Genomic DNA, 17628 nt, shown 5'->3' on the forward strand with positions numbered 1-17628 from the left:
CGCCGCGCCCTGCCCGCGGCGTGGCACCGCGCCCCGCCGCGGACCGCGGTGCGACCGCGGACAGCTCGTCGTCATCCCGGGTGGGGACCATGGAGGGGATAGCTTCGGGATCGTCGTCGCGGGACATGGCAGGCGCCGGCTAGCAAAGGAGCCGACGATTATACCGTCCGATAGCATCCCCTTACAGGCGCCCTTCCTGCTCTTCCTGCTCTTCCTGCTCTGGCGTCGTGAGCCGAGCCTCCTGCACCGGGGGCGGTTCATGTTATTCTAATCCCGACAAAAGCACTGCGGCATAGATCGGAGAGCACTTTGCCAACGTATGTCCGGTATACTCATCGTCAACCCAGGAGAGCACCATGGCTTTTGAACTTCCTCCCCTCCCCTACGAGCAGAATGCCCTCGAGCCGCACATCTCTGCGGAAACGCTCGAGTTCCATTACGGCAAGCATCACAAGACCTATGTGGACAAGCTGAATGGCCTGGTCGGCGGCACGGACATGGAAAGCAAGTCGCTCGAAGATGTGATCACGTCTTCCGAGGGCGGCGTGTTCAATAATGCCGCGCAGATCTGGAACCACACCTTCTACTGGCACTGCCTGGCCCCGAACGGCGGCGGCGCACCCACGGGCAAGCTCGCCGACGCCATCGACGCGGCCTTCGGCTCCTTCGACAAGTTCAAGGAAGAGTTCACCGCCAGTGCCGTGAATAATTTCGGTTCCGGCTGGACCTGGCTGGTGCAGAAGGGCGACGGCTCGGTTGCCATCGTCAACACCAGCAACGCCGGCACGCCCCTCACCGACAGCAGCGTCACGCCGCTGCTCACGGTCGATGTCTGGGAGCACGCCTACTACATTGACTACCGCAACGCCCGCCCCAAGTACATGGAAGCGTTCTGGAACCTGGTCAACTGGGAGTTTGCCGCGTCCAACATGAAGTAAGGCGCTTTCAACACGCCATCGAAGAAGCCCTCCTCGGAGGGCTTTTTTGTGTCTGGGGATTTTGTGGCCGGGGGTTGCCAGAGCGAGCTTGCGGGCGTCAGACCGCGGCGTGTTGTCCACACGAACCGGGCATGCAGGCGGCAGGACGCGGCATAGGCCCCCCGGGACACGCTACAAGCACATCCATGTGCGCTCGACGCGGGCCATCCATGGCCCGCGACGGTCCCGGGGGGCCTATGCCGCGCCCTGCCTTCTCAGTGGACGCCTTCACACCGTCGACGCACGTCAAACACGCTTGGATAACAACAACAGTGCCAAGATACTGGCTCTTGAGTGGATGCAGCCTATAACTGCTGTCGGAAGTAGCACTGCGCCGGGGGAGAAGGAAGGGACGGGAGAAGGGGGGAGCGGACCGTCGGCGGCCATGGATGGCCGACGTCGAGCGCACATGGATGTGCTTGTAGCGTGTCCGCTCCCCCCTTCTCCCGGCCCTTCCGCCACAGCCGCCACAGCCGCCACAGCCGCCCCGTTGACCACCCCAAAAATTACGCAGACATAAAAAAACCCGGCACTGAGGCCGGGTTTTTCGTCAGGCTCGGGGGGCGCTTACATCATGCCGCCCATGCCGCCCATGCCGCCCATATCGGGCATTGCGGGTGCCGCTGCCTTGTCTTCCGGGGCGTCGGCGATCATCACCTGGGTGGTGATCATCAGGCCGGCGACGGAGCCAGCAGCCTGCAGCGCCGTACGGGTAACCTTGGCCGGGTCGATGATACCGGCTTCGATCATGTCCACGTACTCGCCAGTAGCAGCGTTGTAGCCGTAGTTGCCCTCGCCCTGGCGGACCTTGTCGAGGACCACAGAGGCCTCGTCACCGGCATTGCTGACGATGTGGCGCAGCGGGTTCTCCATGGCGCGCAGGGCTGCGGCAATGCCGATGTCCTGGTCATGGTTGTCGCCCTTGAGGCCACGGATGGCGTCGATGGCGCGGATCAGCGCGACACCACCACCGGCAACCACGCCTTCCTCGACGGCAGCACGGGTAGCGTGCAGCGCGTCTTCGACGCGGGCCTTCTTCTCCTTCATCTCGATCTCGGTGGCGGCACCGACCTTGATCACCGCAACACCGCCGGCGAGCTTGGCGACACGCTCCTGGAGCTTCTCGCGGTCGTAGTCGGAGCTGGTGTTCTCGATCTGGACGCGGATCTCCTTGATGCGCGACTCGATGGTCTCGGACTCGCCCTCACCGTCGATGATGGTGGTGTTGTCCTTGTCCATGGTCACGCGCTTGGCGTTGCCCAGGTGCTCAAGGGTGGCGGACTCGAGGTCGAGACCGACTTCCTCGGAGATGACCGTACCGCCCGTGAGTATGGCAATATCCTGGAGCATGGCCTTGCGGCGGTCGCCGAAGCCCGGGGCCTTGCAGGCTGCAACCTTGACGATGCCGCGCATGTTGTTCACCACCAGCGTGGCCAGGGCCTCGCCTTCCACATCCTCGGCGACGATAACCAGCGGCTTGGAGGCCTTGGCAACCTGCTCGAGGAGCGGCAGCAGTTCGCGGATGTTGGAGATCTTCTTGTCCACCAGCAGGATGAACGGGGCGTCCTGTTCGACGCTCATGTTGTCCTGGTTGGTGATGAAGTAGGGAGACAGGTAACCGCGGTCGAACTGCATGCCCTCGACCACATCCAGCTCGTTCTCGAGACCGGAACCTTCCTCGACGGTGATGACGCCGTCACGGCCGACCTTGTCCATGGCCTCGGCGATAATGTCGCCGACGGCCACGTCGCTGTTGGCAGAGATGGTGCCCACCTGGGCGATGGCCTTGCCGTCTTCACAGGGCGTGGAAGCCTTCTGTACCGCTTCCACGGCAGCGGCCACGGCCTTGTCGATGCCGCGCTTGAGGTCCATGGGGTTCATGCCGGCGGCAACGGCCTTGAGGCCTTCGTTGACGATGGCCTGAGCCAGGACCGTGGCGGTCGTGGTGCCGTCACCGGCGGCGTCGGAGGCCTGGGAAGCAACTTCCTTGACCATCTGCGCGCCCATGTTCTCGAACTTGTCCTGAAGCTCGATTTCCTTGGCCACGGAGACACCGTCCTTGGTCACGGTCGGTGCACCGAAGGACTTGTCCAGGATGACGTTGCGGCCCTTGGGGCCGAGGGTGGCGCGCACTGCGTCGGCCAGGATGTTAACGCCGGCCAGCATACGGTGCCGGGCTTCGTCTCCAAAAAATACGTCTTTTGCTGCCATGATGTGTTCCTTGCTTGTTCGTTGCTTGTCAGATCGGGATGGTCAGGTGCGGGAGTCTTACTCCACGACAGCGTAGATCTCGCTTTCACCCATGAGGATCAGCTCTTCACCATCGATCTCGATGGTGTTGCTGCCGGCGTACTGGCCGAACACCACCGTGTCGCCGACCTTGACGGCCACCGGGCGCTGCTCACCGTTGTCGAGCACCTTGCCATCGCCAACGGCGACAACTTCACCCTGATTCGGCTTTTCCTTGGCGGAACCCGGCAGGACGATGCCACCGGCGGTGGTCTCTTCTTCTTCCTTGCGACGAACGACCACGCGGTCGTACAGCGGACGGATTTTCATTGGCTACTTCTCCAAGCTTACACGTTAGCAATCCCCCGTCGGGGCCTGCCGCATCAATTGGGGCCCGGGGATCGCTTTTCAAGGGATTTTTAGCACTCTTTTTTCGAGAGTGCTAAAAAATTCTGCAGGTCTTTGTTTTTATTGCTTTTTTTCAGCGACGAGGCGAGCTGTCCTCGTCGTCTACGCGGGTGAAATCGCCCTCGATGGTGGCGTCGTGGCGCCAGTCCCGGGCCGTGTGGCCGGGGCCGTAGGGGTCTTCTGCGGCGCGGGCACCGAAAAGCCAGCGCGACAGCCGCCGGCGCAGCGGGCCGATAAGCACCAGCAGGGCCAGCGTATCGGTGATGAGCCCCGGTGCCATCAACAGCAGCGCAGCGAGGCCCACGGCCATATCGTCAACGAAGATCTGCGGGCCGAACAACCGCCCTGCCTGGGCCTCGCGCAGGCGGTTGAACAGGTCACGCCCCTGCACACGCAGCAGCGCCAAACCGGCGACAAAGGTGAGGAACACATAGGCCAGGGCCGTGAGGGCACTGGTGGCAACGCCGAGCTGAATCAGGGTGAACAGCTCCAGCCAGGGGAGGAGCAGGAGGAAAACTCTCATAGGGGCAGTATGGGGGCGGAAATGGCTTTTGCAAGGCGTGCTTGCGAACTTCCCGGTGCGAGGGCGAGCTGCCGCCCTGGCGGCAGCTCCGACCAGCGACGAACATAGCGGGCTGTTGGTGGCGAGCATCCCCCCCGGGCGGGTCTGCAGCTACGGGGATGTCGCCCGCCGCGCCGGTGCACGCCCGGCGGCCGTCACGGTACAGGCTCCCGCGCAGCCGCCGTCACGGTCCGGTGTTCCCGCGCCATGAGCACCAGGACGAGAGTGATCGCCGGGATGCCGAGCGCCGCCGCCACGACGAAAAACCAGGGATAGCCACCGACATCGACCAGCCAGCCCGAGAAGCCGGAAATGAACTTGCCCGGGAGCGTCATGAGCGAACTGAACAGGGCGTACTGCGTTGCCGTGTAGCTGCGGTGCGTGAGGCTGGAGAGATACGCGACAAAGGCCGTGGCGGCGATCCCGCCGCTCAGGTTGTCGGCGCTGATCACGAGGGCGAGCCAGACGATCGGTGGCGGCGCAGTGCCGCCCTCGAGCGCGAGGAGCGAGAACAGCAGGTTGGTCGCGGCGACGAGCACGGCGCCGAGCAGCAGCGGCTTCAGAATACCGAAGCGCAGCACCAGCAGGCCGCAGAGCGCGGAACCGGCGATGGTCATGAAGAACCCGAAGAGCTTGGCGATGCTCGCAATCTCCGACTTGCTGTAGCCGAGGTCCAGGTAGAAGGGGTTGGCCATGACACCCATGGCGATGTCCGACAGCCGGAACACGGCCACGAAAATAAGCACCACCACCGCAAAGCGGCCATAGCGCTGCAGGAACTCGAGGAAGGGGCAGATGACTGCCCCGAGAAGCTGACGCTGCCAGAAGGCGCGGCGCTCCAGGTGCATGGGACGGCCCATGACCTGATCGACCATGGCGGCATCCATGCGCCGCTGCTCCGCGGCGCCCCGGTGCGGTGGCTCGTCACCCCACAGAGTGGCCGCCACGCCCACAGCAACCAGCGCAGCCATGGACAGATAGGCTACGGACCAGCCGCTCGCATCGGCGATATAGAGCGCCCCGGCGCCAGCCACCAGCAGCGCGACCCGGTAGCCGAAGATGTAACCGGCAGAGAGCGCACCCTGCTCCTCATCGGGCGCCGACTCGATACGGAACGCATCCAGCGCAACGTCCTGGGTCGAGGATGAAAACGCCACGAGCACCGCTGCGGCGGCAATGGGCGTCAGCGACGCGGCCGGATCGAGCTGGCTCATGGTGGCCAGCCCCACGGCAATCCCAAGCTGGCCGAGGAGTATCCAGCTCCGACGCTGGCCGAGGGACGGCGTCAGCAACGGCAGACGCAGCCGGTCCACCACGGGCGCCCAGAGGATCTTGAGGGAATAGGTCAACCCGACCCAGGCAAAGAAGCCGATGGCAGTGCGGGCCACCCCCTCGTCGCGGAGCCAGGCCGTCAGGGTGGAAAAGACCAGCAGGAACGGCAGCCCCGCCGAAAAGCCGAGCAGGGTGATGACCAGCACAGGCTTGCGGGTGTAGACCCGCAGCGCGACCCACCAGGGAGGCGCCAGCGCGCTGCGGCTAGCCACAGCGCCGATCCCGCAGCGCCAGCGCCTGGCGGTACAGAGCCATGTCGCGCGCATGCCAGGCCTCCACCTCGCTGCGGAACGCTGCGTCTTGGATATAGGGCGAGCGGCTGTCCTGCCCCTGCTCCGCGTTCATATTCTGCGGTGCGACCGGGGGCCTCGCCCCGGCGAGAAACTGCTCGCTGAAGTAACGTATGTCTGCCTCGTAGTGCTCGGTGATACCCACGAAGTCGAAGCGCGACAGCGGGAAACCCCAGAGGAAGGCGCTGTACATATTGCGCAGCTCCGACCCGAGGCAGAAGCGCTCGAGGGACCAGCGCTCCTCGACCACCTGTCGGTGCAGCCGACCGGCGTCCCGCGGGTTATAGCTTCGGTACCAGTAGTGGTAGTGGGAGGCCAGGCGCTCCACCGGATCGCGCAGCCAGACGATGAAGCGACGGCCGTCCCGCGCGGGCAGCAGCGCGTATTTCAACGGCAGAAAGTGTCCATGGATGCACTGCGCGGCCCGGACCCGCGCCGGGGGGAGCGCGTGGCGCAGGCAGCCACCCAGCGCGCGCAACCGCCGCGCGGCGACGGAACGATTGATCGGCCGGTCCCCATAGTCGCGCAGCAGCCCGTCGCCATAAACCGCCTCGAGCAGCCCGAGGAAACTCGTCCCCGCGGTCTTGGGCAGGTGCAGGGAAATCAGCACGCCGGGGAAGACTGACCGGCGGCGAAGCCGGCAAGCAGTGCCGCGGCACGCTCCCAATCCACCGGCGCGGGGGCCTCCGGGTAGCGGGAGAAGTCCTCATTGAAGAGCTGCTCACGGCCGAACCAACGCCGCGCGACGGCGGCGTTGCCGGCCGCGAAGGCGGCGTAGAATTCCTCGGCCTCGGCCCGCGCCGGCAGCACGCTCCTGCCGGCACCGTGGGCCTGCAGGTAGGCCGCAAGGGCGTTGCGGGTCGGCCGGTGCCGCTCGCGACTCTCGCGATCCCCACCGCAACATTCGTTGAAGCGCAGCAGCGCGGCCTGCGCCGGAGCCGAAAGCGCCGTATTCACCGGCGACGGCAACACCACATCCAGAAGCGGCAAAGCCGCGAAGTGGCAGAAATCACTCACCACCTCACCGCCCTGCAGCAGACTGCGGTCGTAGAGGCAGGGATACACGGCCGCCTCACCGAAGGCATCGGCCCAGCGCTCGAGCAGGGCCTGGAAATCAAAATAAGGCGGTGGCGTTCGCGGCGAGCGCCGGACGTTGGCAAGGGGCAGAATCGTCGGCGGAATAAAACCGGCACGAAGCTTCTGGCTGTAAAAGCTGAGCGCGAGTTCGTCCTGCCGACGCAGGTAAACACGCACCTGGATATCATCGAAAAGCGGCCGCAGGAACGCCGCGAGCGCGGCAACCTGTGCCGGCGCCAGGAGCCGGGAATGAAAATGCTCGGAGCTGATAACGAAAAGGTCTGCGGTGCAGGCGGCGACCTCTGCCTCGAAGGCCTCAAGGTACGCAGCTCGCCAGGCGGCACGGGTCTCCGTATCGTCGAGGCCGTGCAGACGCGTGTAGTCGTCGCTTTCCTCCAGGTCCATGAACGCGGTGACCAGCGCGCGGTTGTTGCCGTCCCCGGCGCTGGTGCAGCAGTGCACCCCGGCCACAGCCAGCTCACCGGCGCCGCTGCACAGGTAGGCCTGCAGGGAGCTTGACCCCGTCTTCTCGGTGCCGATGTGGATGACGGCGCGCATGACTCAGGCGTCCCGGTAACGCTCAGGGGAAGCTTTCACGGGCGCCTCCCGGCGGCGCGTCAACGCGTCACTAGCCGCCATGCCCGCCGTTTTCGGAAAAAGAAGGAATAGCAGTCCATCGTTGAAAACCACGTCGCGGTAACCCCGGGAAACACTGAGCAGCACCCGACGGGCAACGCCCCGGGCGAGTGGCGCAGTGTACCACCGGCGCGGAAACAGCGCCCAGCGACCGGGACAGCTGCGGGGACGCCCGGTACACTGCAGCGATGCTCGATCAAGCCCTCATCTCCGCCGTCATTTCCGGCTTCACCACGGACCCGGACCAGTGGCGAGCCGTTCCGGCGGCGGATTTCGCCGCCAACGGCATCACCGTGGACGGCGACCCCCGGCGGGTGGCGCTGTATCTCCGGGACGGCATCCGTAAAGCCCGCGTCAGCCTCATTGCACCCCAGGAGGGCACGGCGCAGGTCTTCATCGGCAACAACCTGCGGGGCAGCCTCCATGCGGCGCTGCGCGGCGACGGCAGCACGCTCTACGTGGGCGACAACTGCAGCTTCAACGACCTGACGCTGCGCTCGCGACAGCCGAACGATCTGATCGCCATCGGCAACGACGTTGCCGTCACCGGGCCCGGCGCCTGGACTTCCGGCCTGGCAGCGGCCCCGGGACGACCGACCCTGGTCGTCGGCGACTGCTGCCTGCTCGCTGCCGACGTAACGCTGCGTAACAGCGACGGCCACCCGGTGCTCGACCACAGCAACGGCGACGTCATGAATACGCCGGCCCGGGGCATTCTGCTTGAACCGCACGCCTGGCTCGGCGAGCGCAGTGCGGTGCTCAAGGACGTCACCGTCGGCGCCTTCGCGCGGGTCGCCTTCGGCAGCGTGGTCACCCGGGATCTGCCCCGCTACGCGGTCGCTCAGGGTGTACCGGCAACCTTCCGCGTCGACGGCAACCGCTACTGGGCCTGGGACGCAACGGCGGCCGGGCGCGCGCGGGCGGCGGCTTTTCTCGAACGCTTCCCCCCGGAGGATGGCTAGCCTGCCAGGCCGCCCGGGTCGCGCTGCGGCGGCAGCAGATCCCGGCGCAGCATCGCCTCGGCCCGGCCGCGGCTGAAGTGGGTCGCCAACCATTCACCGTAGCGCGCCATGCGCGGCGCGAGTTCTGCCCGCCCCTCGACAATACCGACGATGGCCTCGGCAAGCGCGGGGGCGCTGTCCGCTGTCCAGAGCACCTCGGCGGCATCGGGGATACCCTCGGCCCCTGTGGGCGTGGTCACCAGAGGCACATTATGTTGCACCGCCTCGATTACCTTGCCCTTCACGCCGGCGCCGTAGCGCAACGGGACGACCGCCAGTCCCACCTGCCGGTAGAGCGCGGCGAGTTCCTCGTCGCTCACATAGCCGTGCACGGTGACCTGCGCTGAGGCCAGGGCCTGAACCTGCTCGCCGGGGTTGGACCCGACCAGGTGCACCTGCACACCCTTACAGGCAGCATTGATCAGGGGCAGGATGTCGTTAACCAGCCAGCGCGCGGCGTCGACATTCGGCGGGTGATTGAAGCCGCCGACAAAGAGCAGGTGTCGCGGCGCCGTTGGCGCGTAAGCAGGCAGGGGCCGGTCCTTGAGCGCATAGAGCGGCACCGTGCGCAGGGCGAGCCCCGGTCGCTCCCGGGCTATTTCGTCGATCTCCACCTCGGAGAAGTAATAGATCCGGTCGACCTGTTCGAACACGGCGTACTCGCGCTTGCGCCAGCTGGCCGCGGATTTTTCCAGTTCCGGGTCCGCGAGCACGGCGGCCTCCCGCTGGATGCGCAGGTAATGCAGATCGTGACCGAAGAAGCTGACCGCCGGGCGCGGCGCCAGCGTCGAGAGCTGAGGCAGAAACTGCTCCGCCACATGCGGGCGGTGCAGGAAGATTTCATCGATGTAGGGCGCGTGCTCGGCGAACCAGCGGTCCAGGTCCCGGGCGATGGACTCACCCGCGAGCACCTCTACCCCAAGCTGCTGCAACGCCTGCGTATAGGGCTGGTGGGGGAAAAAATTCGCGCCCATGAACTGCACGCGATAGCCCATGGCCAGCAGCAGCTGGACGTAGAGAAACGTGGAGCGGGAGCCGGCATCCTTGTCGTGGTGCGGCACGTAATGATCAATGACCAGCACGCAGCGGCGCCGGGCCGAGCGGTCCCGGGCCCAGGTTACATGCCGGGCGTTGTCAAAGTGCTCCGCCTCCAGCACAGCCTGCCACTTGTCGGCGAACACCCCCTGGTTGCGCACCTGGTGCTGCTTGACGCCGGCGGCGAGATCCGTGCCGTTGCTCACCCCCTCGAAGTGGAAAATACGGGAAGCCGGCTGGTAGACCACCCGGTAACCGGCAGCGCGGACCGCGAAGCACAGATCCGCATCCTCGTAGTAGGCCGGCACAAAGCGCTCGTCGAAACCGCCGATGTCCTCCCAGAGCCCGCGGCGCACCATCAGGCAGGCGCCGGACACATAGTCCACAGCTTTGCGGTAAGTGTAGGCGGGCTTGTCCGGCGCATCGCCGCGGCCGAAGTTCCAGCCCGAGGCGTCGCGCCAGAGAATGCCCCCGGCCTCCTGCAGCGTACCGTCGCCGAAGAGCAGCATGGGGCCCGCAGCGCCGACGCTCTCGTCTTCGAACACGGCCAGCAGCGGTGCCAGCCAGCCGGCCGTGACGGCCGTATCGTTATTGAGGAGAAGCACAAAGTCACCGCGGGCCTCCCGCGCAGCCCGGTTGCAGTTGCGCAGGAAACCGACATTCTCACCACGCACCACCCGCACGCCGGCCATGCGCTTCTCGAGAGAGGTCGTGAGATCCGCAGAGCCATCATCGGCGACGATCACCTCCACCGGGGTCGCGTCCAGGTGCTCATGCAGCGCCTGAAGGCAGTGGGCCGTCACCCGGTAGTCGTTGTACACCGGCACGATGATGGAGACCCGGGGCCGGTCGTGTTCGGGGAAGGCGAGCTCCAGCGTGTCGAGGTCCGGGTCCATGGCTTTCGGGTCGAAAACCAGCCGTTCGCCGGCCTGTTCCGGGAAGCGGGCACGGATCCACACCCCCAGGTCCTCCGGGGAGCTGCGGAAGAACACACTGGCGGCACGCTTGAGCCGCGGCCAGCTGAAGCTGCGGGCGGACCCAGCCGGGTTGCGCGCGACGTAGCGCAGCACGTCGGAGGCCATGGCCAGGCGGCTGGGCCGCGCTTCGGGGCCGGGCAGGCCGAAGTCCTGCGCGTGGCCCCGCGCCGCGATGATCACATTGTCATAGCGGGTGGCGGTGCCGTGGCGGCCGGTGAGCAGCTTGTAGGCGCGGGAGAACTGGCGCTGCACGCGACCGAGCGGCGACGCCTCGTAGGCCTGCAGGTTACCGTAGGCCTCGCTGAGCGTGTGGAACAGATAATCGGCCTTCTGTGCCAGCGCATCCTGTGCGGCCTTGAGCTCCGCACGCTGCTGCTCCAGGGCGCGGTGCTCGTCGGCGAGGGCGTCGTAGGCCTCGACCTGGGCCTGATGCGCCGCCGCCAGCGCTTCATGCTCAGCTTCCATTGCCTCGTGCACCGCCTGCAGGCGGCCGTGGGCCGTGCGCTCGGCATCATGCGCCGCCGCCAGCGCCGCATAATCCGTCTCGGTCGCCCGGAGCCGGTCGAGGGCCCGATCCCGCTCGGCGGTACGCTCTTCCATGAGGGCTTCTGCCTCGCGCCGCGCATTGCCGGTCTCGACCACCTCGGCAAGCGGTGCCAGGGCGCGGGCGTAATCGACAATGTGCGCCTGCAGCGAGGGGGATGCCGCGGGCAGTGGCGTGAGGGGCCCGCCGGCGCAGAGGGCCTCACAATACTCTGCCAGGAGTGTCTGCTCGTAGCTTTGCAGGGCCCGATCCCCGGCGGCAAAGTCCGCCGCTGTGGCGGCATGGCGCAGTCCCGCCTCGAAGAGTTCAGCAGGCAGCTGCGCCTGAACCGGCAGGCCGAGAGCCCCCAGGCGCTCCAGGAGCCGCTCCAGCTCCCTGGGGTCAGCGGCGATCGCGTCGTAGGACACGCAGGCGTACTGGCGTCCCCGCAGGGCGGCGATAGCGCAGCGGTTGTAGTGCTCCCAGAGCGCAAGGCCATAGCCCAGGGGAAAGGCGTTGCGGCGGCGCAAAGAATCCGCCACCGCCAGGGGATTGCGGTACACATACAACACCACCGTAGCGGGGCTTGCCCAGGCGGGCCAGGTGAGGCAGAGGCGGGGGTCCTTGAGGAAAGTGCCACGGCCGGCCTCCGCCGCATGCTCAAGTGCCCCCGTGACCCCGGCCACGGCAGCGTCGGCACCCGCAGGCAGGCCACTTTCACCGAGCACAGCGCCGGGCGGTTCGAACCAGCTCGCACCGGTGGACGCGAGCAGCGCCTCATTGGCATCGACGAGGTCCCGGCGTTCATAAAAGCCCAGGGGATTGTCCGCCTGGGCCGCGAGCATGTCCTCCCCCCGCCCGGGATAGAGCCCGGCCTCCGCCAGGGCCCGCGCGACCAGCGAGGTGCCGGAGCGGTGCATGCCCAGAACAAGGGTCAGTGCCATGGTCAGGGCTCCCGGGGCGGCAAACCGTTATTCTTTGTAGGGGGCCAGGAGTTCTTCCATGGCGTCACCGTCGATGAAGGCGTCATCAGTGAGATGGAAGCGCGCACGCACTTCCTTGGCAGCCAGCGTCTTGTACTCGGCACGAAGGTCGCTGATGATCTTCGGCCGCACGGTTTCGTACTCGGCATAGCCGGACTCCTGGATGCCATCGAGGCGGATGATGTGCAGGCCGAACTGAGAGTCGGTCACCTCGGAATAGCCGCCAATCTCATCGATTTCAAAAAGCGCGCCGGAATAAGGCGGGGTGATCTTGGGGTCGCCGAGACGAATCCAGCGATCCAGGGAGCCAGCGCGCTTCTTTGAACCAGGGTCCTCGGAATACTCCTGCACATACGCTTCGAAGTCGGCACCGGCGCGGAGTTCTTCGAGCACCAGCGCCGCTTTTTCGCGCAGCTCCGTGCGATCCTCACCCGGGGGCGAGCGAAACAGAATATGGCTGGAAGCTCGCAACTCTGGATAGCGTGCGTACTTATCTTTCTGGGTCTTGTAACGTTCCCGAGCCAGCTCGTCGAAATCGGGCAAGTCATAGTCGGCTACAAGCCGCTCGAACATGAATTGCTCCTTCGCAGTGAGCAACTTGAACTGGAGCTCCCAATAGCCGGGATCATCCTTGTCCAGGGTCTCGGCCGTCGCGGCCACTTTGCGGCTCGCGATCAGTTGAGTGATGAGCTCAAAGCGGTCGCCGAGGTCGTTGGCGGCCCGGCGCTTGATCTTGTCAGGGGAGGTCGCCAGCACGGCCTCGAATTCCTCGCGGGTGATGTCGACACCCTCATCGGAGATAACCACCTGAGCCAGCGCAGCCGCGGGCATCAGCATTATGAGGAGAAGTGTGAGCAGGATTCGTTGCAACATGAACCACCTGTGGGCAATAGTCGGTCAAAAAAAAGCCGGCGCCCGAAGGCGCCGGCTCGATACCACCCGACTACAAAAGCTAGCCGGGAACCACCTTTTGCTAGGGAGCAGCGGACTCGAAGCTGTGCGCAACAATCCGGCCGTAGGAAGCGTCGGGATTGGCAGCAACCTGACGTGCCCATGCAGCGAAGCCGATCATCGGGACGTTGCCACCGACCGAACTGCAGGTCATGGTCAAGTCGGCGCCAGCAGCGGCACTGTACTCACCATTTGTCACGCGAGTATTGACATCCCAATCGCAGACCGCCGTATCGCCCGTAGTAGCGGATGCTACTTCCAGCGATAGCCAGCCGTAGGGCTGTTCAAGGTCAGCAGTGATGTCGACATCACCGATAACACCCAGCACGCCATTCTGGTCCTTGTTGCCAAAGGTAATGACGTTCGTCTCGTTCGGCAGCACCAGACGCTGGACTTCACCCGGAGGCGCCGGAGAAACCGTCAGGCCGCCCTCTTCCGGCGTAGACGTCAGCTCCTCACGATTGTACGGAACAATGGTTGCCGTAACCGGGATATCGCGATAATCACACGCTTTGTTTAATTCGCCGCGCTTGCAATCCTCGTCAAGGACGGCAGCCCCGTCGGCGTCCAACTCTTCTTCAATGTAATTCGGCAGGTCCAGCATGGTGTACTGGCCGGGCATGGTAACGACCCAATCCAGAGCCGCGCCGTTGGCCGTGTTAGCGGTCCACTCATTGATGAGCTTTGATACGCCAAGAACGCTGCCTGAGCGCAGGGCTACAAACTTACCACGCTCTGCGGGGCTAGCCGTCGGTACGCCACCGTCGAGGTCAGGGAAGTCAAAACCGTTAAGGTCGCCAGAGAATACGCCGTACTGCTGGTTGGTAATACTCGGGTTCTCCAGGAAGTCCTGGATATGCACGGCATTGTCGCCAAACTCAACGCCGGTTGCGTTGTCACGAATGAAGTAGGACACCTTCAGAACGTTACCGCTATCGGTGTACGTTGACTCGCCGCCGAAATCCACAGTATCAGTGGCATCAGCATCAACGCCGTAGGTAGTTTCGAAGTCGATTACGCCTCGAGTCTCACTGCCAGAAGTGCTGCTTCCATCCGCAAAGAAGTTCGAGCGGACAGCCGCACAATCAGCCGGGACTCCCGCCTTGTGCTTGGCGGCCTCGGCTATGGGAGACGTTTCAAATTCCGGAGCACCCATAGCGATGATTTCGACGTAACCCGTCTCGGCATCATCACGGTAGATTTCCGGCATCGTCAGCTTGCCGCCGGTAGTTGCCGGTACCGTACAGGTGGTGTCGTCAGCCTGCCAGGAGATGGCGCCATCGTCGTCCGACAGGTAACCGGCGTAGACGTCTTCGGGAGACATGACGATGTTGAAGTCGAGCGCGTCCATGGAGTCGGTCGCGCGACGGAAACGGAACTTGACGACCTGGGTCTGGGCGCTGGTGTTAACAATGTGCACACCCGTCAGCCAGTCACCGTTGACGGTGTAGTACGGCACAAGGGCGAGATCGCCCAGCGCATTGTTGGCCACAGTCTGAGCAGAGGCCACATTTGCGTAGCCAGCAGATGCGACAGCTACCGCAGCAGCAATGCCCAAGGGCTTAAAATTGCTTTTCATAGAGGAGACTCCTAATGTTTAAACACACAACCAAATGGTTAATGCTAGCGCTATTATTGCTAGCTGCAGCCAGCTGTCAACCTGCTGCCAAAGCTACAATGTGGCACTGAACCACCACTCCCCGTCGACATACACCCACTGTTCGACGAAGCGCGTTGGAACAGCACCGATTGCTGCCGAAGCTGCCGAGGTATGTTTGACGGGTTCGGACATGACCCTTGCCGCCACACTCGCTACAGCTGCGTGAGCATCATAGGTAACCAGTTCAACCTCTGTCAACTGCCACTCCACCATGTAGGAAAACTTCTGGCGGTACAGCGCTTTGGAAAACACTTCTCTGTAGGCAGGTGAGGTGAAGGTCCAGGCCGTGTCGAAGTCGCGCTGCTCGAGGGCGTGCCAGCGCGCCTCGGCCCGCGCGAGGAGCTGCTCCTTCACGGTGTCGGTCATACGCGGAGCGCTCGCACAACCGGCCAGGAGAGTCACCAAAACGACGCCCAGACCCGCTCCGAAGCGGGCCCTCAATGTGTGTAACATACTAATTTTCCTAGTTTTTTAACAGGTTACGAGTATACACGAGAGAACCCGGCACGAAAACGCCGCGGAGGGCTCCCGGCGCGTGTCCTACGCTTTGCCGCCATCCGGGGCGCACAACAGGCGCCCTGTTTCGGGGGAAGAAGGCGCCGGGCGCGGACCGCAGGCCCCGCGCGGCACCCTCCCCGGCCGCCCGTTTTCCGAGAAAGGGCGTTTGAGAGCAGGCTTTATTCCCCCTCGAGAGGCCGTAAAAAGTACCAGCATTTCAAGGCCTGCCCGTCCGCCGTTACTTGCTGCCGGCACCCACGGCGGCCGGTACCTTTTCAATCAGTTCCATAAAGCGGACCTGGGAGCGCATCTCCTCGCTCACCTCGCGCAGGGCATCTTCCGTGTACAGGGCCCGCGGCGTAATAATGACCAGGAGCTCAGTGCGTCGATTTTCCGCCGTGGTAGCGCCGAAGAGGGACCCAAGGCCCGGGATATCCTTCAGCAGCGGCAGACCGCTCTGGCCTGTACTGGCATTTTCCCGGATCAGGCCGCCGAGCACCACAGACTCCGAGGAGCGCACAGCCACCCGGCTGCGGATGGAGCGCTCGAGGAAGGAGCGCTGCCCGGTGGCAGAATCCACGTTGCCCACGTCCGTTACTGATTGCTCCACATCCATGGTCACCAGGCCGCCGGCATTGACCGAGGGGGTCACGATGAGACTGACCCCTGTGTCCTTGAAGACGATATTCTCGATTGTATTGCCGCCATTAGTGACCGTATTGCCCTGCAGCACCGGCACCTGGTCACCGACCTGAATCTCCGCCGTATGGTTGTCCAGCACCATCACCGATGGCGTGGAGATGACGTTGATCAGTGAGTCCTGGCTGAGGGCATTGAGCACCGCGCTGATGTCCCGCACGCTGTTGGTCACCGTGTAGGAGAAGCCGGGCGTAACGGCGCTCGGCACCCCCGAGTCGCCCACCAGCTGCCCGAAGCCCTCGTAGGCGCCATCGAGCCCCTTGCGGAAGGACCACTCGAGCCCGTAGCGCAGCTCGTCGGTGAGGGTCACCTCGAGGATGCTGGCCTCGATGATAATCTGCGTCGCCACCACGTCGAGCTGGTCCAGGGCTTCCTCGATGATCTCGTACTGCTTGCCGGTGGCGTAGATCATGAGGGCATTGTTCTCCTCGTCGGCGACCACCCGTACGTTGGCGAGCACGTCGTCCTCGCCGCCAAGCGCGGCGGCGACCATAGCCGCACCGCCGCTGGCGCCTGATGCACCGCCGGTCGCACTGGAACGGGAACCCCCTGCGGAACCGCTGCTACGGCTGGCGTTACCGATGCTCTCCGGTGTCATCCCCGGTGCCACGCCGCGGTCCGCACCCCGGTCCGTGCCCCCGGACCCGCGAGTCGTGCCGCCACCGGCGCCGCTGCCACCGGCGTAGATGCCGTTCAACAGCTCCGCCAGGCGCGTCGCCGTGGTGTTCTGCACGGGGTACACAAACAGCCTGCGCTCGAAGCGGGCATTGGGGTTCACGTCGAGGCGCTCTAGCCAGGTGCCCACGCGCTCGAGGTAGTGCGACCGGGGCGTTACCACGAGGATGCTGTTCAGGCGCTGCACCGGCATGATGCGCACCAGACCGGCAATATCGCCCCCCTCCCCGTCAGCGGCACCGATGAGGCTGTTCAGGGCCTCGGCGGTCTCGAGCACGCCACCGTTCTCCAGCGGGAAGATCCCCACAGACATGCCGGCGAGCATATCGACATCGAAGGTGGATACGATATCCAGCCAGCCCGTCAGCTGAGCCCGGGTCCCGGCGAGCATAAGCAGATTGCGGGCATTATCGATGCGCACGAAGGCGGAATCGTCGGCCACGGGGCGCAGGATGTCGGCCATGGCCGAGGCGCTGATGTATTCCAGCGGCACGATGATGGTGCTGAAGCCGGCAAATTCGTCCTGGGCGCTGGTCACCTGCGGCGACAGACGCACCGCCTGCTGGGAACCGGTCACCAGGTAGCGGCCATCCTTGCCGCGGATAAGCAGCGCGTTGTGCGCCTTGAGCAGGGACTCGAGCACGCCGAGGAGCTGGCCCCGGGGGATGGGCGTGCGGGTGCGCAGCGTCACCTTGCCCTGCACCGGGTGGTCCACGATGTAGTCGAGCTCGAGGATATCCCCCATAACCGCCTGCACCACCTCCGACAGCGGCGCCTGCTCGAAGTTGAGGCTCACATCATCGCCGACGAAGCGTACCGGGTCTGAGGGCAGAGGCAGCTTTACCTGCTGGTCACTGCCGCGGTAGAGCGTGGGCTCACTGCGACCCGACTGCCGGTTCTCCTCCGCCAGGTCGCGGGCGTTGGCGGAGAGGGGCCGCTGCGCAGGGGATTGCTCGTCGTCGGCCACCTTCGCACTCGACGGTTGCAGCTTGCCGCCAGGGGTCGCACAGCCCACGAGCGCTGCGCTGAACAGCATGGCCATCATTAACTTCCACATGTTACTGCCCCAATGGTTTACCGGCGTGTCGCCGCTGTCGTTGTTTCCTGCCATGAAA

Annotated in this window: 13 protein-coding genes; 2 read left to right on the top strand and 11 right to left on the bottom strand. The window is 64.8% G+C overall.

Features of this window, described 5'->3' with window-relative positions:
• The first annotated feature begins 356 nt into the window (after window positions 1-356).
• The gene (sodB, locus tag HRUBRA_RS05860) at window positions 357-938 is read left to right on the top strand and encodes a superoxide dismutase [Fe] (RefSeq protein WP_035515395.1); all 582 of its coding nucleotides are present in this window, start codon (window positions 357-359) and stop codon (window positions 936-938) included.
• Window positions 939-1544: 606 nt separating this feature from the next.
• On the opposite strand, the gene groL is transcribed toward sodB, so the two are convergent.
• The 6 genes from groL to HRUBRA_RS05890 form a co-directional block, all read right to left on the bottom strand.
• Window positions 1545-3188: a chaperonin GroEL gene (gene groL, locus HRUBRA_RS05865; RefSeq protein WP_035515396.1), complete on the bottom strand. Its 1644-nt coding sequence runs from the start codon at window positions 3186-3188 to the stop codon at window positions 1545-1547.
• 57 nt (window positions 3189-3245) lie between these two features.
• Window positions 3246-3536, bottom strand: coding sequence for a co-chaperone GroES (locus HRUBRA_RS05870; protein WP_035515397.1), 291 nt, complete (start codon window positions 3534-3536; stop codon window positions 3246-3248).
• A 151-nt stretch (window positions 3537-3687) separates the two neighbouring features.
• Window positions 3688-4137, bottom strand: coding sequence for an FxsA family protein (locus HRUBRA_RS05875; RefSeq protein WP_035515400.1), 450 nt, complete (start codon window positions 4135-4137; stop codon window positions 3688-3690).
• A gap of 194 nt (window positions 4138-4331) precedes the next feature.
• Window positions 4332-5720 (bottom strand): AmpG family muropeptide MFS transporter, encoded by a 1389-nt coding sequence (locus HRUBRA_RS05880; RefSeq protein WP_236629796.1) that lies wholly within the window; start codon window positions 5718-5720, stop codon window positions 4332-4334.
• A complete protein-coding gene (locus HRUBRA_RS05885; protein WP_035515403.1) occupies window positions 5713-6408 on the bottom strand; it encodes a sulfotransferase family 2 domain-containing protein in 696 nt (231 codons plus the stop codon). Before HRUBRA_RS05885 ends, HRUBRA_RS05880 begins: the two co-directional genes overlap by 8 nt.
• Complete coding sequence (locus HRUBRA_RS05890) at window positions 6402-7433, bottom strand: hypothetical protein (RefSeq protein WP_035515405.1); 1032 nt, start codon at window positions 7431-7433, stop codon at window positions 6402-6404. Before HRUBRA_RS05890 ends, HRUBRA_RS05885 begins: the two co-directional genes overlap by 7 nt.
• Window positions 7434-7699: 266 nt before the next feature.
• On the opposite strand from HRUBRA_RS05890, the gene HRUBRA_RS05895 reads away from it, so the two are divergent.
• Entirely contained in the window at window positions 7700-8473 is a 774-nt protein-coding gene (locus HRUBRA_RS05895; RefSeq protein ID WP_144244407.1) for an acyltransferase, read from the top strand.
• Here HRUBRA_RS05895 and HRUBRA_RS14635 read toward each other — a convergent pair.
• From HRUBRA_RS14635 to gspD, 5 genes are all read right to left on the bottom strand, one after another.
• Entirely contained in the window at window positions 8470-11991 is a 3522-nt protein-coding gene (locus HRUBRA_RS14635; protein ID WP_052094445.1) for a glycosyltransferase, read from the bottom strand. The two genes, HRUBRA_RS05895 and HRUBRA_RS14635, sit on opposite strands and share 4 nt — an antisense overlap.
• A gap of 27 nt (window positions 11992-12018) precedes the next feature.
• Window positions 12019-12903 carry a peptidylprolyl isomerase gene (locus HRUBRA_RS14640; RefSeq protein ID WP_084592492.1) on the bottom strand — a complete coding sequence of 295 codons (885 nt, stop codon included), beginning with the start codon at window positions 12901-12903 and terminating at the stop codon, window positions 12019-12021.
• Between the two features lie 100 nt (window positions 12904-13003).
• Window positions 13004-14560, bottom strand: coding sequence for a hypothetical protein (locus tag HRUBRA_RS05910; protein WP_035515409.1), 1557 nt, complete (start codon window positions 14558-14560; stop codon window positions 13004-13006).
• A gap of 93 nt (window positions 14561-14653) precedes the next feature.
• On the bottom strand, window positions 14654-15007 hold the full coding sequence (locus tag HRUBRA_RS05915) for a hypothetical protein (protein ID WP_236629797.1): 354 nt from the start codon (window positions 15005-15007) through the stop codon (window positions 14654-14656).
• Between the two features lie 370 nt (window positions 15008-15377).
• Window positions 15378-17624 carry a type II secretion system secretin GspD gene (gspD, locus tag HRUBRA_RS05920; protein WP_168139641.1) on the bottom strand — a complete coding sequence of 749 codons (2247 nt, stop codon included), beginning with the start codon at window positions 17622-17624 and terminating at the stop codon, window positions 15378-15380.
• Between the last annotated feature and the right edge of the window lie 4 nt (window positions 17625-17628).

The organism is Pseudohaliea rubra DSM 19751 (genome assembly GCF_000764025.1).
In the GTDB taxonomy this organism is placed as follows: domain Bacteria; phylum Pseudomonadota; class Gammaproteobacteria; order Pseudomonadales; family Halieaceae; genus Pseudohaliea; species Pseudohaliea rubra.